Here is a 22,951-nt window from a genome sequence, read left to right as displayed (position 1 = left end):
AAAATACGTAGTATTTTTAATTGTTTTTCTGGACCTAGTTCCCAAGCCACGGGGTGACATTAAGTATGACACATAATTCATAAAAAAATAAGCTCACTAAAAACAGGAGAAACTAATGAGTTTTTTAAGAAAGAAAAGTTTTGAATCAGTAAAAGAAATAGGTAGCTCGAGCGGTCTTAGTAAGACCCTTGGAGCATTTGACCTAATACTACTTGGACTTGGTGCTATGATCGGTACTGGCGTGTTCGTTGTCACTGGAATTATTGCCGCTAAATATGCAGGTCCTGCTGTTATGATATCTTATGCGATTGCCGGTATTACCTGTATTTTTGTAGCTTTTGTTTACACTGAGCTTGCTGCTATGCTTCCGACATCCGGTAGTATTTATACTTATTCCTATGTTGCATTTGGTGAAGTATTTGCTTGGATGATCGGTAGCGTTATAATATTAGAGCTAGGAGTTGCTTCAGGAATAGTTGCTGCCGGTTGGTCTGGTTACGTACAAGGGATACTCGTAGCTGGTGGAATTGAATTGCCAAAAGCTTTAACCACAGTGCCGACAAATGGCGGTATAGTAAATTTACCTGCATTTTTAATTTCGGTATTTATTGGGTTTATTCTATTTTTAGGTACTAAAGACAGTAAAAAATTAAATGCTATTTTAGTATTTATTAAAATGGCGGCGATATTCGTCTTTATCATTGCTGCTGCTCCACATTTTGATGCAGCTAACTGGAGCAATTTTATGCCGTTTGGTTTTAGTAACGTTTTAGTCGGTGCATCTATTTTATTCTTAGCATTTACAGGATTTGGAACAATTGCAACCGCTGCCGAAGAGTGTAAAAACCCAAAGCGTGATATAATGATCGGTATTATTGGCTCGCTCGTTTTAACTACTATTGTATATGTTGCGATGGCAGGACTTGTTACCGGCATAGCACCTTTTGATCAGTTAAATAATGATCAGCCGCTTGCTTATGCTTTAACTATCAACAACAGTAAAATCGGCTCAGCTATTGTTGCAACCGGTGCTGTTTGCGGTATGATGACAGTGCTAATGATGAATATTTATGGTACTTCACGCATTTTTTATGCTATCGCACGTGATGGGTTACTACCAAAAAGCTTTGCAAAATTACATCCTAAGTACGATAGCCCATGCATTACAATTATAATATTTGCATCTTTAGCTGCTATTCTTGGAGGATTTTGTTCAACGGAATTATTGACCCAATTAACTTCGATGGGCGCAATTATTGACTACATAACTGTTGCAACAATAGTGTTGTTGTTTAGAACAAGACTACCTAATGCTCAAAGACCTTTTAAATGTCCTTTGGTATATATTATTGCTCCTTTTATTATATGTGCATGTGTATATTTGTTATTTATTCAAGTATTTGATGGTGAATTTAATTTACATACTGCAGGACGTGCTTTATTAATTTGGTTTGTTACGATATTTGTTTTATATATTGTTAGATCATTTTTTATGAAGAAAGAAATATAGCTTCAATTATTAGGATATATACATCAAATTTTAAGAGACTCGCTTATGCTCACGTACTAAATGTACGCCTAGTTTAGCTCGCTCTAAAATTTAAAGTCTATATCCTAATACTTTTCGCTATATAATATAAATGATGCTCCTCGCAGCAGAGCTACGAGGTATCTAAAAAAGTTTTAGTTGTTTCTTATGATATCACGAAGCAGAGCTTCGGGGAATTAAACCCTGAGAGATTAATCCCTGTTGGGTTAAATTCCCCGTGGCTTGCCACGATTATTAAAATAGCATTAAATAAATCAAAATGACTGATAAACTCCAACCACTTCGAGGAATGAAAGATCTTTTGCCGGATGATTATAAAGTTCATGACTATATAATCAAAAAAGCAAAAGAGGTTGGGGAATTATATGGCTATAAGCAAATGAGTACTCCAATACTCGAATATACCAAAGTCTTTAATCGTTCAATGGGTGAAAGCTCTGACGTAATTAGTAAAGAAATCTACAGCTTTTTAGATAAAAGTGACGAATCGGTAGCTCTACGTCCTGAATTTACAGCAGGGATTGTAAGAGCTTTTATCTCAAACGGCTTGCAGCATAAACTACCTCTCAAATTATTTTCTACTGGTCCTGTTTTTCGTTATGATAGACCGCAAGCAGGGCGTCAAAGACAATTCCACCAGCTAAATTATGAATATTTAGGGGCTAAAGGAGCAATATCTGATGCTGAAACTTTAAAACTAGCAGTAGATATACTGGAAAGTTTAGAGGTTTTAGCCGATACTACTTTAGAGCTAAACTCTCTTGGTTGCAGTCAATCGCGTTCTACTTATCAGCAAAAATTAGTAGAATATCTAAACGATTTTAAAGATGAATTATCAGAAGATAGCAAAATAAGGCTAACTAAAAATCCGATGCGAATTCTTGATTCTAAAAGTGAAGTTGATCAAAAGATAGTAGCAAATGCCCCTGTTTTATCGGAGTATTATACTGAGGGATCAAAAAAATATTTCGAAGAATTATTAAAATATCTCGATATTTTAGGCGTAAAATATACCATAAATGCACGTCTGGTTAGAGGACTTGATTATTACTGCCATACTGCTTTTGAATTCACGACTACAAAGCTAGGAAGCCAATCCACTATTCTTGCCGGCGGGCGTTATGACGGGCTTAGTCGCATCATGGTCAATAACGATGAAGTGCCAGCAATAGGTTTTGCGGTAGGAATTGAGCGAATAGCCTTGATGCGGGAATATAATATAAATTCGGTAACTCCGATATTTGTATTGCCAATAGGCGAAAATAATATTTCACATTCTTTAAAAATAGTTGATCAATTACGCTTACATAACATACCTGTTTTAATAGAAGTAAGTGGTAAAATGGCAAAAAGAATGCAAAGAGCTTTAAATGAAAACGCCAAATTTATTGTCTTTATCGGTGACGAAGAACAAGCAAGTAACAACCTCAAAATTAAAGATTTAGAGAAGCAAGAAGAGTATATATTAGATTTTTTGAAAACAATTGAGTTGCTAAAAAAGTCTTAGACTTCTTTTATATATTATTGTACAAAGGGGCTTTGTTGCATGGTCGAAAAATATCCATAATGTCATTCTTAGCAACGGCGGGGATTCAGAAGCCTTTAAAGGTCATACCGTGGCTTGGGAACTAGATCCAGAAAAATAATAAAAAATACTAATTTTATTAGTATTTTTTAACTAGATTGCACACGTACAAAACTTGTAGTTTTTCCTCGCAACGACGCTAAATAAATTTTAAAAAATAATATATGAAAAAAAAATTATATGAAGGTTCAAGTAAAACCCTATATTCTTCTGAAGAGGAGTTTTTACTTGTGATGGCTTTTTCTGATAAAGCTACTTTAGAAAATGGTGAAATTATTGATGTATCAGGCAAAGGAGTGCTTAATAATAATATCTCTTCCTTTGTAATGAATAAGCTTGAAATGATTGGCATTGAAAATCATTTTATTGAAAAGCTGAATATGAGAGAGCAGTTAATTCAATATGTTGAGATGTTTCCTCTGCAAGTAGTTGTATCTTCTGTTGCGTGTGGTAGGTTTGTAAAAGAATTTGGTATGGATGAAGGCTTTGTATTTGATAAGCCAATAATTGACTTTAAAGTAAAAAGTCGAGAGTTTAAATATCCGATAGTTAATGAGCATCAAATATTAAATTTTGGTTGGTTAACTAAAGATGAAATCAATACAGTTAAAAAGCAAGCTTTGCGTATATATGATTTCCTAAGCGGTTTATTCATCGGCATCGGTATTCGGCTTGTTGAATGCAATCTTGAATTCGGACGGGTATTGACCGGTGATGAAGAATCTTTGGTAATGTTAACTGATGAAATTAGTCCTGATACTTGTAAATTATGGCATATTAATAGTAATGAAAGACTAGGATTTGAATTGCTAGAAAAAGATCCAGCTAAAGTTTATGAATCATATAAATTAATAGCTGATCGTTTAAAAGAAAAATAAGTTAGAATAAAAAATGATAAATATTTCTTTCCCTGATGGGAGTGTAAAACAGTTTGAAAAAAATATTACAGCGTTTGAAATAGCTGAGTCTATTTCAACATCGCTTGCTAAAGCAGCAATGATTGCTGAGATTAATGGTGAGCTTAAGGATTTAAATACTCAAATTGATAGTGATTGTAAATTGCGTATTTTGACTGTTAAAGATCCTGAATGTCTTGAAGTTATAAGGCATGATGCTGCACATTTAACAGCGGAAGCAGTAAAAGAATTATTTCCTGAAACACAAGTAACAATTGGTCCTGCTATTGAAAATGGTTATTACTATGATTTTGCCCGTAATAAACCTTTTACTACTGATGATTTAGCAGTTATAGAAGCTAAGATGCATGAGCTTGCTAAAAAGAATGAGAAAGTAATAAGAGAATTGTGGGATAGGGAAAAGGCTGTAGAGTTTTTTAAATCGATAGGTGAGCATTACAAAGCTGAAATTATTGCCTCCATCCCGTCAAATGAGCCTATTAGTTTATACAGGCAAGGTAACTTTATTGATTTATGCCGAGGTCCGCACGCTCCATCTACCGGCTTTGTTAAACATTTCAAACTGATGAAAGTTGCGGGAGCTTATTGGCGTGGTGATAGCCGAAATGAGGTGTTGCAGCGTATATATGGTACGGCTTGGGCTACTAAAGAGCAGCTAGAGAGCTATTTATTCATGCTTGAGGAAGCTGAAAAGCGTGACCATAGAAAATTAGGAAAAGAGCTTGATTTATTCCATTTTCAGGAAGAAGCTCACGGAATGGTATTTTGGCATGATAAGGGTTGGAGTGTATATAATACTATTGAGCAGTATATTAGAAGAAAGATTCGTAAGAACGGTTATATTGAGGTTAAAACCCCTGTTTTAGTTGATAAGAGTCTTTGGGAGCTTTCGGGGCATTGGGAAAAATTCCGTGATGATATGTTCGCTTTAGAAACAGATGACAAGACACTTGCTTTAAAGCCAATGAACTGTCCTTGTCACGTACAGATTTTTAAACAAGGTATTAAAAGCTATCGAGATTTGCCGCTTCGTATGTCAGAATTTGGCTTGTGCCATCGTAATGAGGCGTCAGGTGCTTTACACGGGTTAATGAGAGTGCGAAGTTTAGTGCAAGATGATGCACATATATTTTGTGACGAAGATCAAATTACCGATGAAACAGTTAGCTTTTGTAGGTTACTAACCGCGGTTTATAAGGATTTCGGCTTTACTGATATAAAGGTAAAATTCTCTGATCGTCCGGAGGTTAGAGCAGGGAGTAGCGAGACTTGGGATAAGGCTGAGAATGCTCTAAAAGAAGCGGTGGAGAAAGCTGGTTATAGCTATACATTAAACCCGGGTGAGGGTGCTTTTTACGGTCCTAAGCTTGAATTTGTGTTAACCGATGCAATAGGGCGTCAATGGCAATGTGGAACTCTGCAAATGGATTTTGTTTTGCCTGAGCGTTTAGACGCTAGCTATGTTGCAGCAAGCGGTGAGAAAAAAAGACCTATAATGTTACATAGAGCAATACTTGGTTCGCTTGAGCGTTTTATCGGGATATTAATCGAGGAATATGCTGGGCGTTTTCCTTTATGGCTTGCTCCTGTACAGGTTGCAATAGCTACCATTACAAGTGATTTAAACGATTACGCTTTAGAAGTACAAAAAGCTTTAATTGAAAGTGGCGTGCGAGTTGATATTAATATATCACCCGATAAAATTAACTATAAAATTCGTGAATTTTCTAACCAGAAAGTACCAATGATTGCGGTAATCGGAAAACAAGAAAAAGAGAATAAACAAGTAACTATTCGAAGACTCGGAAATACTGAACAGAAAGTTTTATCGATTGAGCAGTTAATAGAGTATATTAGGGAAGAGAATAGTAAGTATATTTAGAAACGCTAATTTAGGATAAGGGATAGATAGAAAGCTTATAGATAAAGGGTTTAAATGAGATTAATCTCTCAGGGTTTTAATTCCCCGAAGCTCTGCTTCGTGATATACTACTTGAATGGAAGAAAGCAGTTATATACATAAGAGTCATAATGTCACAGTACTAATATATCATTTAGTAACGCCGGCAAAGTATAGAAGAGTAATATTCAATCAAGAACTAGATGATTATTTGTGTAAAATTTGTGAGCACATAGAAGATCGTTATGAAATTAGATTTTTAGAAATAGGAGTAGATAAAGATCACGTACATTTTTTATTACAGTCAATACCAATGTATAGCCCAACAAAAATAACTCAAATCATAAAAAGTATTACTTCTAAGAAAATGTTTGAGAAATATCCAAATCTTAAAGAAAAATTATGGGGAAGTGAGTTTTGGAGTAAAGGATATTTTATGAGCACAGTAGGTAAACATGGTGATGAGCAGAAATTACGTAATTATGTACAGAATCAAGGTTCAGGCAAACTATAATGGACTAATGGTATGGACCTCCTGATATAGAGAATGAAAAGCAGTTGCTAATCTTCTAGGGTTAATATTTAACATATTAAAACAACAATTAAGGAGGTCCATATGGAGGTTACTACAATTGGTATAGATATTGCAAAAAGAATTTTTCAAATTCATGGTGTAGATAAAAATGGCAAGACAGTATTAAAGAAAAAATTGATGAGAGATCAGGTTTTGACATTTATGGCTAATTTACCACAATGTTTAGTAGGGATGGAAGCTTGTGGTGGTTCTAGTTATTGGGCAAGAGAAATAACTAAATTAGGGCATGAAGTAAAACTAATGGCACCGCAATTTGTCAAACCATATGTTAAAACTAATAAAAATGATCAAGCAGATGCTGAAGCGATATGTGAAGCCGTGACAAGACCTAATATGAGATTTGTTGCAATTAAAACTATAGAGCAACAAGAAATTTTATCAATACATAGGGTAAGAGAGAGATTGGTAAAAAATCGTACAGCACTTGCTAATGAAATTAGGGGGCTACTACATGAGTTTGGTTTTATTGTTCCTCAAGGCATTAATAAGGTTATCACAAAATTAATTGAGATTTTAGATGCAGGGAAATTAAGCCAGTTAAGTTATCAAACATTTAGTGAACTAAAAGAAGAATTCTTAGATAATAACAGAAAAATAAAAGAGATAGAAAAACGATTAACAATGATAGCAAGTAACCTAACTCAATATCAACGATTAAGAGCTATACCTGGTCTTGGTTTAATTACTGCTACTGCTTTAATAGCATCAATAGGTAATGCTACAAGTTTTGAGAATGGCAGGCAATTATCGGCATGGCTAGGATTAGTGCCAAGACAACATTCAAGTGGTGGGAAGGATAAGCTGCTGGGAATTAGCAAGCGAGGTGATGTATACTTACGCACTTTATTAATTCAAGGGGCTAGAGCTGTACTAAATGCCAAGATAAGATTTACATCGGAAGAACAGAAATCTAAAAAAGATTTTAGCCAATTTACGAAATGGATGTTTAATTTATCTGAGCGAAGTAGCCATAATAAAACGACAGTTGCCATAGCTAATAAGTTGGCAAGAGTGGTGTTTGCTGTACTAAGATCAGGAGATGATTATGTAGAGAGTAAAGTTTGTAGCTAAAGAGTGTGTAGCATAGCACTTATAAGTAAAATAAATGGTGATTTATATAATGAATAGGTAAAAGCAAAACAATATGTAAGAGATTCCAACCCGAAATATGCTTGAGATAATTAATATTGATGGTAAATAAGACAAACCTTAGCTTACAAAAAAACTGCGTTTTTCAGTGGCTCTTTTAGAAGCCGATGGACTGATAAGTATATAGTTTGTAAGCCAGCGAATTCCATCAGGGCTGTAGAATAAATTAGGTTGATTTATCAGCTATAAGCCGGATACATGACTGCATTTGTTTGTTTTTATTATTGATGTTATTTTTTTCTTGCATTCTACAGGAGGTCCATACATGAAAAAATTGGACAAAAAAATGAAGGAGTGTGTTTCCGCAATAAGTTAGAATAAATAGCAATAAACTTAAGAGGAAAGATGAAGAAAAATAAAGTAAAAATTTTCAGTGCTTCAGAAAAAACGGGGATAGTATTAGAAATGATGCTCCTCGCAGCAGAGCTACGAGGTATCTAAAAAAGTTTTAGTTGTTTCTTATGATATCACGAAGCAGAGCTTCGGGGAATTAAACCCTGAGAGATTAATAAAAGAGGAGTCGACACTTGGTCAGTTAGCTTCAAAATATGCAATAAGTGTTAAAACAATTCAAAATTGGAAAAAACAGTTTTTAGGTAATGCGGCATTAGCTTTTGAACCAGCTAAAGTTTTTAGTGAATATCAAGAACAAATAAATCATTTACAAGAGCAAAATGATGAACTTGCTAAAGCTCTTGGTAGAATCACAGTTGAGAGGGACTGGGCCGTGGGAAAGCTCAAAAGCTTGGATTTATCAAATAAAAAGAGTCTTGTACACTCCAAGCTAAATCAACTCTCAAAATCAAGACAGTGTGAACTATTAAAGATTAGTCGATCTACAGCCTACTATAAATCCAAGGAGATGAGTATAAATAAATTAAGTATTTTAAATAGAATAGATGAAATATATACAGATAATCCTGAATTTGGTTATCGCTATATTCATCAACAGTTACTAGAAGATGGTTTTATTGTCGGTAAAGATCGAGTACTGAAATATATGAGGATGATGGGTATAGAAGCTATGTACCCACATAAGAAAAAATCTACTTCTCGCAACGATAGTGAGCATAAGATCTATAGCTACTTACTTGATCAATATTGGACTAAATCTGGCTCAACAAAGCAAGTGTATGTGCCTAATGTGAATGAGGTTTGGAGTGGTGACATTACTTACATTAGAACTAATGGTGGCGTTATGTATATGGCAGCTATTATAGATTGGCATAGCAAGGCCATATTGAGCTATAAAGTCCCTCCGCCAAAACTCTAAAAAATATCACTTGTGTCACTAATTTCCAAAAATAGTGCGATTTTAGAGCAAATTACTCTAATTTTGAGGGCTGATTTTAAATTTTTGTATTAAAAACCACACTATTTCCCAAAATGCATTCATTTTTTTATTGTCATTTTTTTGTATTTCCATAAGCTTTTGATATAAAACCTTTCATTTTCTTATGGATTTTACTATGCATTTTTGCCTTAAAACCCTATTGCCTATAAGGCTTTTAGAGTTTTGGCGGACGGACTATAAACTGTCAAATTCTATGGATGCATCTCTTGTAACTGATGTCTTGAAACAAGCTCTCAGTAAGTATAACGCTCCACAGATATTTAATAGTGATCAAGGTAGCCAATATACCAGTTATGACCACATAAATATTCTCAAGGAGCATGATATCCAAATTTCAATGAATGGCAAAGGTAGAAGTATTGATAATATAGTAATAGAAAGGTTTTTTAGAACTTTAAAATATAATTGTATCTTTATTAATGATTTTAACAATGTTAAAGAGTTAAAAGAGGGGATTGATCATTATCTGAACAAATATAATTATCACAGATTTCATTCAAGTATTGGTTATAAAAAGCCTATGAATGTATATCTGAATTATATGCAAAATTATCAGCAAATTGCTGCCTAATAATCGAAAAATTAGGAAAACATACTACTCATTTTTTTGTCTTGATTTTTCAGTCCACTATCCTTCGTCAAGACTTAAATCTTTCCTCGCAATGACGTTAAAAAATTTTATAAATGCAATATATATTTCCTTTTAATAATTCTTCAAAATATCATCCTGAGGAATTTATTGTTTCTGAGTCTAACGCTTTAGCTTATAATGCTTTGCAAAATTGGCAGAATAGCTTTGGCGTTAATCCTTATAAATTCACTTTACTAATAAAAGGTCCTGCGTCTTCAGGTAAAACTTATCTAACCAAAATATGGCAAAATTTAAGCAATGCTTATATAATCAAAGATATTTTTTTTGATGATAAGATTTTAGCAAATCATAACGCTTTCATTATTGAGGATATAGAAAATTGGCAGGAAACAGCATTGCTTCATCTATTTAATCTTATTAATGAAAAGCAAAAATATCTTTTACTTACATCTAATAATAAAGGTAAAAATTTTACCTTACCTGATCTATCATCACGTATTAATTCTGTATTAAACGTTCTGCTTTATCCTCCTGACGATGAATTAATTAAAATTTTAATATTTAAACATTTTGCTACATCTTCTGTAACAATATTACAAATAGTAATAGATTTTTTATTAGTGAATTTACCTAGAGAATATAACAGAATTTTAGAAATATTAGAGTATATCAATAACTTTGCGTTAACTTCTAAGAGAAAAATAACTATTCCATTAGTTAAAGAAGCTTTAAGTTTTATAAATATTTCTTACTAATGCTTTACTTTTTTGTTGACTTAACATATAAAAAAATATAACTCTTTTTTGCAGTTTATTTTTTTATAAACTGAAGTTTTGACAAAAAATTTTTATTAAAAAAAAGTGGCGAGTGTATCAATCTATAATTTGTATTATATATCAAACTGAAGTTTTGACAAAAATTCTAATTTTTCTGACTAAAGTAAAAATTTATATTTAAAGTTAAATATTTAGTGCTTTTATCAGCTTAAAAGCGATATTTCTACAATTTAAAGTAAATTATTTGATATATAATACAAATTATAGATTGATACACTCGCCACTTTTTTTAATCTCTCAGGGTTTAATTCCCCGAAGCTCTGCTTCGTGATATCATAAGAAACAACTAAAACTTTTTTAGATAGTCTATCCGCCAAAAACACTTCAAATCCTGATCATTTGTAATGGGATAGAGTTTTGACAACAAATTGCTAAGATTTTCAATAAAAATTAATAAGTTATGTTAATTTTTACTGATACATTTCTGTGTTGGTCTAATTTTGATATGGAGCTAGTCCGTCCGCCAAAACTCTAAAAGCCTTATAGGCAATAGGGTTTTAAGGCAAAAATGCATAGTAAAATCCATAAGAAAATGAAAGGTTTTATATCAAAAGCTTATGGAAATACAAAAAAATGACAATAAAAAAATGAATGCATTTTGGGAAATAGTGTGGTTTTTAATACAAAAATTTAAAATCAGCCCTCAAAATTAGAGTAATTTGCTCTAAAATCGCACTATTTTTGGAAATTAGTGACACAAGTGATATTTTTTAGTCCGTCCGCCAAAACTCTACAAGCCTTATAGATAATATGGTTTTAAGACAAGAAGTAATACAACAATCCGTAAGAAAATGATAAAATATGGTCATAAACCTTATGGATTTCAGTCAATGCCAATAGACAACATTATCAAATCGCAAGAACAAGGGAAACTGTTTGGTTATAAATTAAAAGAAGAATTAAACCCAAATAATAAGCTATATAAATTAAGAGAATTAATAAATTGGTCTAGGCTCGAAGAGTGGTTATCAAAAAATGTTTGTATTAAGAAATTTGGTAGAAATAGAAAATGTCATAGAGTGATGCTTGGCATAACGATGCTACAAGCAATGTATAATTTTTCAGATTCATTATCAGAGGAAGAGCTAAAAGAGAATATGTATTGGCAGTATTTCTGCGGGTGGGAATATATAGAAAAAGACATAGCTATCTCGGAAACTAGTATACGACGGTTTCGTAGTGTATTAGGTGAAGCTGGATATAATGAGATATTATCGGAGTTGATCAGGGTTGGGATAAAAACTAACACAATTAAAAAAAAAGATTTGGAATTAATCATCGCTGATACGACTGTACAAATTAAGAATATCAAACACCCACACGATGTTTATTTAATGGATAAAGCTAGGCTTAGCATAGTAAAGCTTTGCAACAGTTTGGGTATACATTTGAATGAAACATACGCTAGAACCTATAAACGCGATATAGTAAAGCTATGGAAATATAAAGAACATAGTAAAGCCAAGAAGCGTTGGAAAATAATGAAGCATTTAAAAATATTACTGGGTCGTTTGATTAGAGTATGTGAGCGTGAGATCAAAAATAAGCAATTAAACTTGTCTCTCAAAAATCAAGAAGTATTGCAAAAAATAAAACAAATACATAACCAATCTGTTTTAAAAAGAGAAGCTAAAAAGCAATATAAAGAAGATAACAAAGTATTATATAGTTTTCATGCCCCTGAAGTAGAGTGTATAGGAAAGGGAAAACGCAACAAGCCATATGAGTTTGGCAATAAAGTAGCGGTAGTAGTAAGTGGTCGTAGAAATTTTGTTTTATCCGCAAAATCGTTTCATAATAATCCTTATGATGGTCATACATTGCATCAGAGCTTTGAAGCAGTAGAGAGTGTCACTGGAATCAAGATAAAGAAATCATTTGTTGATCTTGGGTATAGTGGTAGCAATGTAAAGGAGAAGAGTAAGGTATATACCCCAAAAACGCGGAAGAAGTTGTTACAAGAGGACAAGTCTATGATCAAGAGACGCAGTGCCATAGAACCAATAATAGGTCACTTAAAGCAATATGGTCGGATGGGTAGAAACTTCTTGAAAGGTATGATAGGAGATATTATCAATCCAATAATCTCTGCTATTGGTTTGAATTTACGATGCATTGCAAATCATTTACAAATCGTGTCTAACTCCACATAAATCAAAAATATCATCATGCAAAAACTAGATGAACGATAAAAAATCGTTAACAATAGCTCCATATCAAAATTAGACCAACACAGAAATGTATCAGTAAAAATTAACATAACTTATTAATTTTTATTGAAAATCTTAGCAATTTGTTGTCAAAACTCTATCCCATTACAAATGATCAGGATTTGAAGTGTTTTTGGCGGATAGACTTTTTAGAGTTTTGGCGGAGGGACGAGCTATTGTTAACGATTTTTTATCGTTCATCTAGTTTTTGCATGATGATATTTTTGATTTATGTGGAGTTAGACACGATTTGTAAATGATTTGCAATGCATCGTAAATTCAAACCAATAGCAGAGATTATTGGATTGATAATATCTCCTATCATACCTTTCAAGAAGTTTCTACCCATCCGACCATATTGCTTTAAGTGACCTATTATTGGTTCTATGGCACTGCGTCTCTTGATCATAGACTTGTCCTCTTGTAACAACTTCTTCCGCGTTTTTGGGGTATATACCTTACTCTTCTCCTTTACATTGCTACCACTATACCCAAGATCAACAAATGATTTCTTTATCTTGATTCCAGTGACACTCTCTACTGCTTCAAAGCTCTGATGCAATGTATGACCATCATAAGGATTATTATGAAACGATTTTGCGGATAAAACAAAATTTCTACGACCACTTACTACTACCGCTACTTTATTGCCAAACTCATATGGCTTGTTGCGTTTTCCCTTTCCTATACACTCTACTTCAGGGGCATGAAAACTATATAATACTTTGTTATCTTCTTTATATTGCTTTTTAGCTTCTCTTTTTAAAACAGATTGGTTATGTATTTGTTTTATTTTTTGCAATACTTCTTGATTTTTGAGAGACAAGTTTAATTGCTTATTTTTGATCTCACGCTCACATACTCTAATCAAACGACCCAGTAATATTTTTAAATGCTTCATTATTTTCCAACGCTTCTTGGCTTTACTATGTTCTTTATATTTCCATAGCTTTACTATATCGCGTTTATAGGTTCTAGCGTATGTTTCATTCAAATGTATACCCAAACTGTTGCAAAGCTTTACTATGCTAAGCCTAGCTTTATCCATTAAATAAACATCGTGTGGGTGTTTGATATTCTTAATTTGTACAGTCGTATCAGCGATGATTAATTCCAAATCTTTTTTTTTAATTGTGTTAGTTTTTATCCCAACCCTGATCAACTCCGATAATATCTCATTATATCCAGCTTCACCTAATACACTACGAAACCGTCGTATACTAGTTTCCGAGATAGCTATGTCTTTTTCTATATATTCCCACCCGCAGAAATACTGCCAATACATATTCTCTTTTAGCTCTTCCTCTGATAATGAATCTGAAAAATTATACATTGCTTGTAGCATCGTTATGCCAAGCATCACTCTATGACATTTTCTATTTCTACCAAATTTCTTAATACAAACATTTTTTGATAACCACTCTTCGAGCCTAGACCAATTTATTAATTCTCTTAATTTATATAGCTTATTATTTGGGTTTAATTCTTCTTTTAATTTATAACCAAACAGTTTCCCTTGTTCTTGCGATTTGATAATGTTGTCTATTGGCATTGACTGAAATCCATAAGGTTTATGACCATATTTTATCATTTTCTTACGGATTGTTGTATTACTTCTTGTCTTAAAACCATATTATCTATAAGGCTTGTAGAGTTTTGGCGGACGGACTAGATACCTCGTAGCTCTGCTGCGAGGAGCATCATTTTACTTCTAATATAGGCTCAACAAAAATTTACACAATCATTGCAAAAGACTCATTAACTTTATAAAAATATATTATAAATAACAGTAATACCGCAACTGCCTGAAAAAAAACTCTCATAGTCATAAGCTTTGAGCTAAATTTTCTATCAAATTTACCACCAATAGCCATCGATACTACCCCTATAATCAAAACTAAGCCGGTTAAACAAAGTGCTATTAACAACCACATCATAATTTATATCTTATTTACTTACAGGAATTTATACCTTACCATTTTTAAAGTAAGCAGTCTATCTATATCGAGCTGGAAATTACGAATTTTATATATTTAACTTTAAATATAAATTTTTACTTTAGTCAGAAAAATTAGAATTTTTGTCAAAACTTCAGATTTATAGATGAGTCTGGGATAGAAGATAATAGCTGTAGACCTGAATTCTGGATTAGCTAATTTTGAGATATAGCAGGTTTGTTAGGTTTCATACAGTATGCAATTAGGGCGGATAAGATATGTACAAAGGCATTCCAAATTGATCTATGTCTTGTATGTTCGATCTCGAAAGCACCCTTCAGCACACTAAATACTGTTTCGATAATTGAGCGTTTGCGTAATAATATTTTTTCAAATAATGGCATAAGTTTATTCTTCATTTTCTTCTTTATGCCAGTTACTAACTTGATTCCTTTGCTGTATAGATCATCAAAGAGCTCCTGTTTGATATAACCCTTATCGCCAAACAATAATCCCGTGATATGTTTGGTGATTATCGAAACCGGCGCTCTATCATCTACATTACCAGGCGTTAGTTTTAGACCTTGAATCTCACCTTTTTCGTTAATAACCAAATGTAATTTTAGACCAAAAAACCAACTTTTTGTTGTTTTACCCAAAGCAGCAATACCGGCAAAGACTTTATTACGAGAGATTCTTTTTCGATGACAAACCTCTAAAACCTGAATTCTGGATTAATCTAGGTTTGGAAGTAAGTATTTACAAGGGATAGGAAAGTTCTATAATTAATTAAGCCAGATATAATCAATTTTTAATCTCTCAGGGTTTAATAAATCAGTATATGTAGCTTTAGGAATAGATTTATCTGGCAGAAAGGATATTTTAGGCTTATGGATAAGTGAGAATGAAGGAGCTAAATTTTGGCTTGGTAATTTTACTGAAATGAAGAATCGAGGAGTAAAAGATATCTTAATTGCTTGTAGTGATAATCTAACTGGTATGTCTGATGCTATTGCATCAGTATATCCGAAAACTGAACATCAAATTTGTATTGTCCATCAGATCAGGAATAGCCTCAAATATGTATCATATAAAGATAGAAAGCAATTAGCAGCGGATTTGAAACTAATCTATACTTCTGCTACTGAAAAAGAAGCAGCATTAGCTCTTGAGTCATTTGATCAAAAATGGAGTAAGCAATATCCGCATATAGCTAAATCTTGGTATAATAATTGGGATAATTTGATAATTTTCTTGCAATATCCAAAGGAGATTCGTAAGATTATTTACACTACAAATGCGATAGAATCGCTGAATAGCCAATTGAGAAAAGTTACTAAGAATAAACGCATCTTTCCAAATGATGACGCAGTATTTAGTCTATCCGCCAAAAACACTTCAAATCCTGATCATTTGTAATGGGATAGAGTTTTGACAACAAATTGCTAAGATTTTCAATAAAAATTAATAAGTTATGTTAATTTTTACTGATACATTTCTGTGTTGGTCTAATTTTGATATGGAGCTATTGTTAACGATTTTTTATCGTTCATCTAGTTTTTGCATGATGATATTTTTGATTTATGTGGAGTTAGACACGATTTGTAAATGATTTGCAATGCATCGTAAATTCAAACCAATAGCAGAGATTATTGGATTGATAATATCTCCTATCATACCTTTCAAGAAGTTTCTACCCATCCGACCATATTGCTTTAAGTGACCTATTATTGGTTCTATGGCACTGCGTCTCTTGATCATAGACTTGTCCTCTTGTAACAACTTCTTCCGCGTTTTTGGGGTATATACCTTACTCTTCTCCTTTACATTGCTACCACTATACCCAAGATCAACAAATGATTTCTTTATCTTGATTCCAGTGACACTCTCTACTGCTTCAAAGCTCTGATGCAATGTATGACCATCATAAGGATTATTATGAAACGATTTTGCGGATAAAACAAAATTTCTACGACCACTTACTACTACCGCTACTTTATTGCCAAACTCATATGGCTTGTTGCGTTTTCCCTTTCCTATACACTCTACTTCAGGGGCATGAAAACTATATAATACTTTGTTATCTTCTTTATATTGCTTTTTAGCTTCTCTTTTTAAAACAGATTGGTTATGTATTTGTTTTATTTTTTGCAATACTTCTTGATTTTTGAGAGACAAGTTTAATTGCTTATTTTTGATCTCACGCTCACATACTCTAATCAAACGACCCAGTAATATTTTTAAATGCTTCATTATTTTCCAACGCTTCTTGGCTTTACTATGTTCTTTATATTTCCATAGCTTTACTATATCGCGTTTATAGGTTCTAGCGTATGTTTCATTCAAATGTATACCCAAACTGTTGCAAAGCTTTACTATGCTAAGCCTAGCTTTATCCATTAAATAAACATCGTGTGGGTGTTTGATATTCTTAATTTGTACAGTCGTATCAGCGATGATTAATTCCAAATCTTTTTTTTTAATTGTGTTAGTTTTTATCCCAACCCTGATCAACTCCGATAATATCTCATTATATCCAGCTTCACCTAATACACTACGAAACCGTCGTATACTAGTTTCCGAGATAGCTATGTCTTTTTCTATATATTCCCACCCGCAGAAATACTGCCAATACATATTCTCTTTTAGCTCTTCCTCTGATAATGAATCTGAAAAATTATACATTGCTTGTAGCATCGTTATGCCAAGCATCACTCTATGACATTTTCTATTTCTACCAAATTTCTTAATACAAACATTTTTTGATAACCACTCTTCGAGCCTAGACCAATTTATTAATTCTCTTAATTTATATAGCTTATTATTTGGGTTTAATTCTTCTTTTAATTTATAACCAAACAGTTTCCCTTGTTCTTGCGATTTGATAATGTTGTCTATTGGCATTGACTGAAATCCATAAGGTTTATGACCATATTTTATCATTTTCTTACGGATTGTTGTATTACTTCTTGTCTTAAAACCATATTATCTATAAGGCTTGTAGAGTTTTGGCGGACGGACTATTTAAGGTTTTATATCTGACAATTGATTATATTACCAAAAAATGGTCTATGCCTATCCCCAATTGGAATGAAGCTATGGCTCATTTTATGATCAAATTTGATGGTAGAATTTAATGGTTCACGAAATTTACACAATTGATGAGACAGAGCCGACAATTGATTATATTACCAAAAAATGGTCTATGCCTATCCCCAATTGGAATGAAGCTATGGCTCATTTTATGATCAAATTTGATGGTAGGATTTAATGGCTCACGAAATTTACACAATTGCAGGAGTTTCGCACTTAGCAAAGTTGCGAATCAGTTAAAAGCCATCTGATATTGTTTTGAATTGATGTTTTTATAACTTCCCAAGTTTGTTGATATAAAGTAATGTTTTCATTTATCCTCCTTTTATTCATATCAAGCCAGGCAAATACTGCAAGGCAAATATGATTTCTTTGAGCTCGGCCCGTGCGTGCCTGACAGCGTTCAATACCACAAGTTTGTTTTAATTCTCGATGATAAACCTCTATAGACCAACGTGCCTTAACAATTTTCTCTATTTGCTCACGTGTGGGATTGTCCAAGTTCGTTGTTATGTAATCAATGCGACCATTCTTTGCCACAAACTTAAATACCGTAACCCAACCGTATCCACGTAGGTGAATTTTTAGCCCCTCATCGGGTATCTCTAAACTTTCCAAGCTAACATTATGATTAACTTTTCTATTTTTCCTTAGGGTGGTAACCCATAGCCAGCCTAAATTACGTATATGTTTTAAATTCTTCAACCCGCTATACCAAGCATCCATGACTATGGCATCAGGATTGAGACCTCTTTCTTTAGCTAAAGTAAGCATATCACAAAAATGCTCATTCTTTGTTTTACCATCAGTGTCTTTATCATATATTCTATAATCTACGGGAGTAGATTGAGCAATTTTAGTATTGTAATGTAGTAAGTTTACCATTCCTATACCAGGTATAACATCATGTACAGCTCCAGAATATTGATAACGTACAAGCTCAATCTTCTGACTGTATTGCTTTGATAATAAGGTGTCATCCCCCACTAATAAACACGGTGCTTCCCAATCTATATATTTTGACACTTCCTTATAGATTTCGCTAGGACGAAAATCCTTACTCTTTAACCATCGACTTGCACTATCGTGAGATAGATCTACTGGACTCACTTCAGATAATGCCTTGCTAGTATATCTGACACTACTTGCTTGTAAAAATGATTTATATAAGTCCTTGCTACATTTTGTTCTTGTCATTTTTATCTAAAACTATTTTTCTCTAGATTAACATACTTTTTGCTAAGTGCGAAACTCCTGAATTGATGAAACAGAGCCGAATCAGTATTTAATATACTAAAAAATCGAATGAACCTAGAGCATACAAGGCATAGATCTCCTGTTAATTTCTTGGTGCATATTCTAGCTTGTGTTACTTCTTATGCTATCACTAAATCTCGTATAAAACTTGATGCTTTAGCTCCAGAACAACTTCTCTTATCCTAAATTGGCGTTGATAAGGTGGCACAGATACATAGATATGTACGTGATTTGAAGCTATCTTCCCTCTTAATATCTCTACACCATTATTCTTACATATCTCTTGGATTAGGTCCTTGACTCTCCTACCAATATATTATAGCGATATTTAGTCACCCATACTATATGATAAGTGCAATCGTAAACTGTGTGGCTTAGCTTCTTGTAATACTGCATCTCTTCATTCTATATGTTAAAACGACGCACTGCAAGTGCGGGGTTTTTCTCCCAAATTTGGGACAATAAAATTTAAAGAAAGAATCTAGTCCTTTGGAAAAATTTACACACTTAATTGTGAAGACTCTTTTACATTTCATACACACGGATCCAATTATCTAAATCACATACTCCCATTACATCAGATAATTGCATATTATTTGTTATATTCATTATCATCTCTGGAGGTAAAGCCTCAATACTGTGATATAAAGTATGTAATTTTGCTTTATGGTTCAGAGTACTTACTTGTGTTAGGTTAAAATAATTTACAATGATGCTCCTCGCAGCAGAGCTACGAGGTATCTAAAAAAGTTTTAGTTGTTTCTTATGATATCACGAAGCAGAGCTTCGGGGAATTAAACCCTGAGAGATTAATATAATTAACCACCTTCTTGTCAAAGCACGATATGTCATTTGCTGACATCATCTCTTTTAACACTGACTGTACTAAATTATCTTTGGCATGACACTGATAAAAATTAAGCAGTTTTGCAGCATCAAGCGAATCATACTTCGAATCATCTTCACATAAGGACGAAATATTATGCATCACTTCTTTTACTTTATCATAACAAAGCATATTATGTTGTATTGCATTGTTAATACGGTATCTTATCCCTGGTTCTATCTTATGAGAACTTAAGTCTATTACTATTGACCTTATTAATCGATTTGATTCTATAGCAATTGTTAATTCCTCTAAGCCATAAGAAATAATAATATTGCCGTCAATATTAATAGAAGTAAGGCTAGTATGATCTTGAATAAATTCTGATAACTCTGCTGCTCCTTCATCGTCCAAACCGCACCGCGATAAATCAAGATGTGTTAGAGATTGATTCTTTTTTAATGCAGCTAATAAGTTTAATAATTCGCCGGGACGTATATAATTACCAGATAAATTAAGATGTTGGAAAGTTCTATAATTAATTAAGCCAGATATAATCAATTTTTAATCTCTCAGGGTTTAATTCCCCGAAGCTCTGCTTCGTGATATCATAAGAAACAACTAAAACTTTTTTAGATACCTCGTAGCTCTGCTGCGAGGAGCATCATTTAAATATAGATATATCATGGCTCATTTAACGATAGATGAAAGATTTAAAATATACGAAATGAATAAGAGTGGTTATAGCTCGCGATATATAGGGACAAAGATTGGCCGTGATAAAAGCACTATATGTTATGAACTCAAGAGAATGAGGCATAATTATAGACCAGATAGGGCTAACACACTTGCTTGCAGTTTAAGGCAAGGTAAGAGAAAAAGAAAATTAGATATTGATAATAATTTACGAGCAGAAATAATAAAGCAGTTAACACAGGGTATTTCACCAGATATAATTTCAGGTAGACGTAAACTATCACGAGATACTGTCAATATTTCTACAGAGAGTATATACCAGTTTATTTATAGAGTCTTTTGCAATGATTGTGTAAATTTTTGTTGAGCCTATATTAGAAGTAATTAAAAATATAGGTAACAGAAATGCAAATAGAGAAGAATAAAAAAATAAATGAAGCAATAGATTTGCTGATAGAAGGCGGAGTAGATTTAAAAACAGTACTAAGTCAGAATGGATTAATTAAGGAATTAACCAAGGGTATTTTAGAGCGAGCACTGCATGCTGAGATGTCAGAACATTTAGGTTATAGCAAGTATGATAGAGCTGAAACTGAGAATGCGAGGAATGGTAGTTTTAGTAAGAATCTGATTAGTGAGAATGGTACTATAGAGATAAATGTTCCAAGAGACAGACAAGGTAAATTTGAACCTATAATAGTCTCAAAGAAACAAACAAGAATAGATGGCTTAGACCAAAAGATAATATCCTTATATGCGAAGGGTATGAGTGTGTCTGATATTAAAACACAATTGCAAGAATTATATGGAGCTGAGATCAGTGAGAGCCTAATCAGCAGGATTACAGATGAAGTAATAGATGAGGTCAAGATTTGGCAGAGTAGACCTCTTGAATCAGTATACCCTATAGTATATTTTGACTGTTTAGTAGTGAAAGTAAGACAAGATAAACTTATTATTAATAAATCAGTATATGTAGCTTTAGGAATAGATTTATCTGGCAGAAAGGATATTTTAGGCTTATGGATAAGTGAGAATGAAGGAGCTAAATTTTGGCTTGGTAATTTTACTGAAATGAAGAATCGAGGAGTAAAAGATATCTTAATTGCTTGTAGTGATAATCTAACTGGTATGTCTGATGCTATTGCATCAGTATATCCGAAAACTGAACATCAAATTTGTATTGTCCATCAGATCAGGAATAGCCTCAAATATGTATCATATAAAGATAGAAAGCAATTAGCAGCGGATTTGAAACTAATCTATACTTCTGCTACTGAAAAAGAAGCAGAATTAGCTCTTGAGTCATTTGATCAAAAATGGAGTAAGCAATATCCGCATATAGCTAAATCTTGGTATAATAATTGGGATAATTTGATAATTTTCTTGCAATATCCAAAGGAGATTCGTAAGATTATTTACACTACAAATGCGATAGAATCGCTGAATAGCCAATTGAGAAAAGTTACTAAGAATAAACGCATCTTTCCAAATGATGACGCAGTATTTAAAGTTTTATATCTGACAATTGATTATATTACCAAAAAATGGTCTATGCCTATCCCCAATTGGAATGAAGCTATGGCTCATTTTATGATCAAATTTGATGGTAGAATTTAATGGTTCACGAAATTTACACAATTGATGAGACAGAGCCGAATTTTTAGCCCTTCATCGGGAATCTCTAAAGTTTCCAAGCTAACATTACGATTAACTTTTCTATTTTTTCTTAGGTTGGTAACCCATATCCAACCTAAATTACGTATATGTTTTAAATTATCCAAACCACTATACCAAGCATCCATAACTATAGCATCAGGCTTGATACCTCTTTCTTTAGCTAAAGTAAGCATATCACAAAAATGCTCGTTCTTTGTTTTACCATCAGTTTCTTTATCATATATTCTATAATCTACAGGAGTAGATTGATCAATTTGAGTATTGTAATGCAGTAAGTTTACCATTCCTATACCAGGTATAACATCATGTACAGCCCCAGAATATTGATAATTTACAAGCTCGATCCTCTTACTGTATTGCTTTGACAATAAGGTGTCATCTCCCACTAATAAACAAGGATCTTCCAGATCAATATAGCTAACGCGAAAAGGTTTTTACCATAGTTTTTGTATTTACTCACATATTCACCAGATCTAAATCCTATTAAACATTGCTGGACTAACTTTAAAAACTGTTTACATAAAATTATTGATCAATGCCTAAGTTTTTCCTAATCTGTGGTAGAAACATTTCCGTGTTAGCTATATATTTTGACACTTTGCTATAGATTTCGCTAGGGCGAAAATCCTTACTCTTTAACCATCGACTTGCACTATCGTGCGATAGATCTAATGGACTTACTTCAGATAATGCTTTGCTAGTATATCTTACACTACTTGCTTGTAAGAATGATTTATATAAATCTTTGCTACATTTTGATCTTGTCATTTTTATC

17 protein-coding genes and 8 pseudogenes are annotated in these 22,951 nt (G+C 32.9%); 16 read left to right on the top strand and 9 right to left on the bottom strand.

Features of this window, described 5'->3' with window-relative positions:
- Positions 1-115 precede the first annotated feature (115 nt).
- The 10 genes from AAHI98_RS12330 (at position 116) to AAHI98_RS12285 (ending at position 12,630) form a co-directional block, all read left to right on the top strand.
- Complete coding sequence (locus AAHI98_RS12330) at positions 116-1,510, top strand: amino acid permease (protein ID WP_342225992.1); 1,395 nt, start codon at positions 116-118, stop codon at positions 1,508-1,510.
- Between the two features lie 298 nt (positions 1,511-1,808).
- Positions 1,809-3,056, top strand: a complete 1,248-nt coding sequence (gene hisS / locus AAHI98_RS12325; protein WP_342225991.1) for a histidine--tRNA ligase — start codon at positions 1,809-1,811, stop codon at positions 3,054-3,056.
- Positions 3,057-3,298: 242 nt separating this feature from the next.
- Positions 3,299-4,012 carry a phosphoribosylaminoimidazolesuccinocarboxamide synthase gene (locus AAHI98_RS12320; RefSeq protein ID WP_342225990.1) on the top strand — a complete coding sequence of 238 codons (714 nt, stop codon included), beginning with the start codon at positions 3,299-3,301 and terminating at the stop codon, positions 4,010-4,012.
- A gap of 13 nt (positions 4,013-4,025) precedes the next feature.
- The gene (gene thrS / locus AAHI98_RS12315; RefSeq protein ID WP_342225989.1) at positions 4,026-5,933 is read left to right on the top strand and encodes a threonine--tRNA ligase; all 1,908 of its coding nucleotides are present in this window, start codon (positions 4,026-4,028) and stop codon (positions 5,931-5,933) included.
- Positions 5,934-6,048: 115 nt separating this feature from the next.
- Positions 6,049-6,465 carry an IS200/IS605 family transposase gene (gene tnpA, locus AAHI98_RS12310; RefSeq protein WP_342225988.1) on the top strand — a complete coding sequence of 139 codons (417 nt, stop codon included), beginning with the start codon at positions 6,049-6,051 and terminating at the stop codon, positions 6,463-6,465.
- A gap of 102 nt (positions 6,466-6,567) precedes the next feature.
- On the top strand, positions 6,568-7,617 hold the full coding sequence (locus AAHI98_RS12305) for an IS110 family RNA-guided transposase (protein WP_342224642.1): 1,050 nt from the start codon (positions 6,568-6,570) through the stop codon (positions 7,615-7,617).
- An 823-nt stretch (positions 7,618-8,440) separates the two neighbouring features.
- Entirely contained in the window at positions 8,441-8,968 is a 528-nt protein-coding gene (locus AAHI98_RS12300; RefSeq protein WP_342225987.1) for an IS3 family transposase, read from the top strand.
- A gap of 184 nt (positions 8,969-9,152) precedes the next feature.
- A complete protein-coding gene (locus AAHI98_RS12295) occupies positions 9,153-9,620 on the top strand; it encodes a transposase (RefSeq protein WP_410526237.1) in 468 nt (155 codons plus the stop codon).
- Between the two features lie 113 nt (positions 9,621-9,733).
- Positions 9,734-10,396: an HdaA/DnaA family protein gene (locus AAHI98_RS12290; RefSeq protein WP_342225986.1), complete on the top strand. Its 663-nt coding sequence runs from the start codon at positions 9,734-9,736 to the stop codon at positions 10,394-10,396.
- Positions 10,397-11,268: 872 nt separating this feature from the next.
- Positions 11,269-12,630, top strand: coding sequence for an IS5 family transposase (locus tag AAHI98_RS12285; protein WP_342224717.1), 1,362 nt, complete (start codon positions 11,269-11,271; stop codon positions 12,628-12,630).
- 286 nt (positions 12,631-12,916) lie between these two features.
- On the opposite strand, the gene AAHI98_RS12280 is transcribed toward AAHI98_RS12285, so the two are convergent.
- The 3 genes and pseudogenes from AAHI98_RS12280 to AAHI98_RS12270 all read right to left on the bottom strand — a co-directional run.
- Entirely contained in the window at positions 12,917-14,278 is a 1,362-nt protein-coding gene (locus AAHI98_RS12280) for an IS5 family transposase (RefSeq protein ID WP_342224717.1), read from the bottom strand.
- Between the two features lie 142 nt (positions 14,279-14,420).
- Entirely contained in the window at positions 14,421-14,624 is a 204-nt protein-coding gene (locus tag AAHI98_RS12275; RefSeq protein WP_342225985.1) for a twin transmembrane helix small protein, read from the bottom strand.
- 215 nt (positions 14,625-14,839) lie between these two features.
- Positions 14,840-15,343 (bottom strand): annotated as a pseudogene (locus AAHI98_RS12270) (IS982 family transposase); the annotation flags it as partial.
- An 88-nt stretch (positions 15,344-15,431) separates the two neighbouring features.
- Between AAHI98_RS12270 and AAHI98_RS12265 the strand changes: the two are divergent.
- Positions 15,432-16,007, top strand: a pseudogene (locus AAHI98_RS12265) (IS256 family transposase); the annotation flags it as partial.
- A 198-nt stretch (positions 16,008-16,205) separates the two neighbouring features.
- Here AAHI98_RS12265 and AAHI98_RS12260 read toward each other — a convergent pair.
- On the bottom strand, positions 16,206-17,567 hold the full coding sequence (locus AAHI98_RS12260; RefSeq protein WP_342224717.1) for an IS5 family transposase: 1,362 nt from the start codon (positions 17,565-17,567) through the stop codon (positions 16,206-16,208).
- Between the two features lie 71 nt (positions 17,568-17,638).
- Between AAHI98_RS12260 and AAHI98_RS12255 the strand changes: the two are divergent.
- Together AAHI98_RS12255 and AAHI98_RS12250 are read left to right on the top strand one after the other, a co-directional pair.
- Positions 17,639-17,761 (top strand): annotated as a pseudogene (locus tag AAHI98_RS12255) (IS256 family transposase); the annotation flags it as partial.
- Complete coding sequence (locus tag AAHI98_RS12250) at positions 17,761-17,895, top strand: hypothetical protein (RefSeq protein WP_342225984.1); 135 nt, start codon at positions 17,761-17,763, stop codon at positions 17,893-17,895. The pseudogene AAHI98_RS12255 and the gene AAHI98_RS12250, both read left to right, overlap by 1 nt.
- A 38-nt stretch (positions 17,896-17,933) precedes the next feature.
- On the opposite strand, the gene AAHI98_RS12245 is transcribed toward AAHI98_RS12250, so the two are convergent.
- Entirely contained in the window at positions 17,934-18,914 is a 981-nt protein-coding gene (locus AAHI98_RS12245) for an IS701 family transposase (protein WP_342224818.1), read from the bottom strand.
- Positions 18,915-18,992: 78 nt separating this feature from the next.
- Between AAHI98_RS12245 and AAHI98_RS18735 the strand changes: the two are divergent.
- Positions 18,993-19,160: pseudogene (locus AAHI98_RS18735) on the top strand (IS982 family transposase); the annotation flags it as partial.
- 10 nt (positions 19,161-19,170) lie between these two features.
- Here AAHI98_RS18735 and tnpA (AAHI98_RS12240) read toward each other — a convergent pair.
- Positions 19,171-19,370: pseudogene (gene tnpA / locus AAHI98_RS12240) on the bottom strand (IS200/IS605 family transposase); the annotation flags it as partial.
- Between the two features lie 367 nt (positions 19,371-19,737).
- Positions 19,738-20,361 carry a leucine-rich repeat domain-containing protein gene (locus tag AAHI98_RS12235; protein ID WP_342225983.1) on the bottom strand — a complete coding sequence of 208 codons (624 nt, stop codon included), beginning with the start codon at positions 20,359-20,361 and terminating at the stop codon, positions 19,738-19,740.
- Between the two features lie 124 nt (positions 20,362-20,485).
- Here AAHI98_RS12235 and AAHI98_RS12230 point away from each other — a divergent pair.
- Positions 20,486-20,827, top strand: a pseudogene (locus AAHI98_RS12230) (transposase); the annotation flags it as partial.
- Between the two features lie 74 nt (positions 20,828-20,901).
- Entirely contained in the window at positions 20,902-22,116 is a 1,215-nt protein-coding gene (locus tag AAHI98_RS12225; protein ID WP_342224684.1) for an IS256 family transposase, read from the top strand.
- Between the two features lie 32 nt (positions 22,117-22,148).
- Here AAHI98_RS12225 and AAHI98_RS12220 read toward each other — a convergent pair.
- Positions 22,149-22,592 (bottom strand): annotated as a pseudogene (locus AAHI98_RS12220) (transposase); the annotation flags it as partial.
- 115 nt (positions 22,593-22,707) lie between these two features.
- Positions 22,708-22,944, bottom strand: a pseudogene (locus tag AAHI98_RS12215) (hypothetical protein); the annotation flags it as partial.
- Positions 22,945-22,951 lie beyond the last annotated feature (7 nt).

Origin of the sequence: Rickettsia endosymbiont of Urophora cardui (genome assembly GCF_964030725.1) — a bacterium.
In the GTDB taxonomy this organism is placed as follows: Bacteria; Pseudomonadota; Alphaproteobacteria; order Rickettsiales; family Rickettsiaceae; genus Rickettsia.
Note: the sequence above shows the minus strand (reverse complement) of the source record. Positions and strands in the feature narration are given on the sequence as shown.

Coding starts and splice junctions, on each gene's coding strand:
- AAHI98_RS12330 (WP_342225992.1), top strand. CDS start 116: ATGAGTTTTTTAAGAAAGAAAAGTTTTGAATCAGTAAAAGAAATAGGT.
- hisS (WP_342225991.1), top strand. CDS start 1,809: ATGACTGATAAACTCCAACCACTTCGAGGAATGAAAGATCTTTTGCCG.
- AAHI98_RS12320 (WP_342225990.1), top strand. CDS start 3,299: ATGAAAAAAAAATTATATGAAGGTTCAAGTAAAACCCTATATTCTTCT.
- thrS (WP_342225989.1), top strand. CDS start 4,026: ATGATAAATATTTCTTTCCCTGATGGGAGTGTAAAACAGTTTGAAAAA.
- tnpA (WP_342225988.1), top strand. CDS start 6,049: ATGGAAGAAAGCAGTTATATACATAAGAGTCATAATGTCACAGTACTA.
- AAHI98_RS12305 (WP_342224642.1), top strand. CDS start 6,568: ATGGAGGTTACTACAATTGGTATAGATATTGCAAAAAGAATTTTTCAA.
- AAHI98_RS12295 (WP_410526237.1), top strand. CDS start 9,153: ATGGATTTTACTATGCATTTTTGCCTTAAAACCCTATTGCCTATAAGG.
- AAHI98_RS12290 (WP_342225986.1), top strand. CDS start 9,734: ATGCAATATATATTTCCTTTTAATAATTCTTCAAAATATCATCCTGAG.
- AAHI98_RS12285 (WP_342224717.1), top strand. CDS start 11,269: ATGATAAAATATGGTCATAAACCTTATGGATTTCAGTCAATGCCAATA.
- AAHI98_RS12280 (WP_342224717.1), bottom strand. CDS start 14,278: ATGATAAAATATGGTCATAAACCTTATGGATTTCAGTCAATGCCAATA.
- AAHI98_RS12275 (WP_342225985.1), bottom strand. CDS start 14,624: ATGATGTGGTTGTTAATAGCACTTTGTTTAACCGGCTTAGTTTTGATT.
- AAHI98_RS12260 (WP_342224717.1), bottom strand. CDS start 17,567: ATGATAAAATATGGTCATAAACCTTATGGATTTCAGTCAATGCCAATA.
- AAHI98_RS12250 (WP_342225984.1), top strand. CDS start 17,761: ATGGTTCACGAAATTTACACAATTGATGAGACAGAGCCGACAATTGAT.
- AAHI98_RS12245 (WP_342224818.1), bottom strand. CDS start 18,914: ATGACAAGAACAAAATGTAGCAAGGACTTATATAAATCATTTTTACAA.
- AAHI98_RS12225 (WP_342224684.1), top strand. CDS start 20,902: ATGCAAATAGAGAAGAATAAAAAAATAAATGAAGCAATAGATTTGCTG.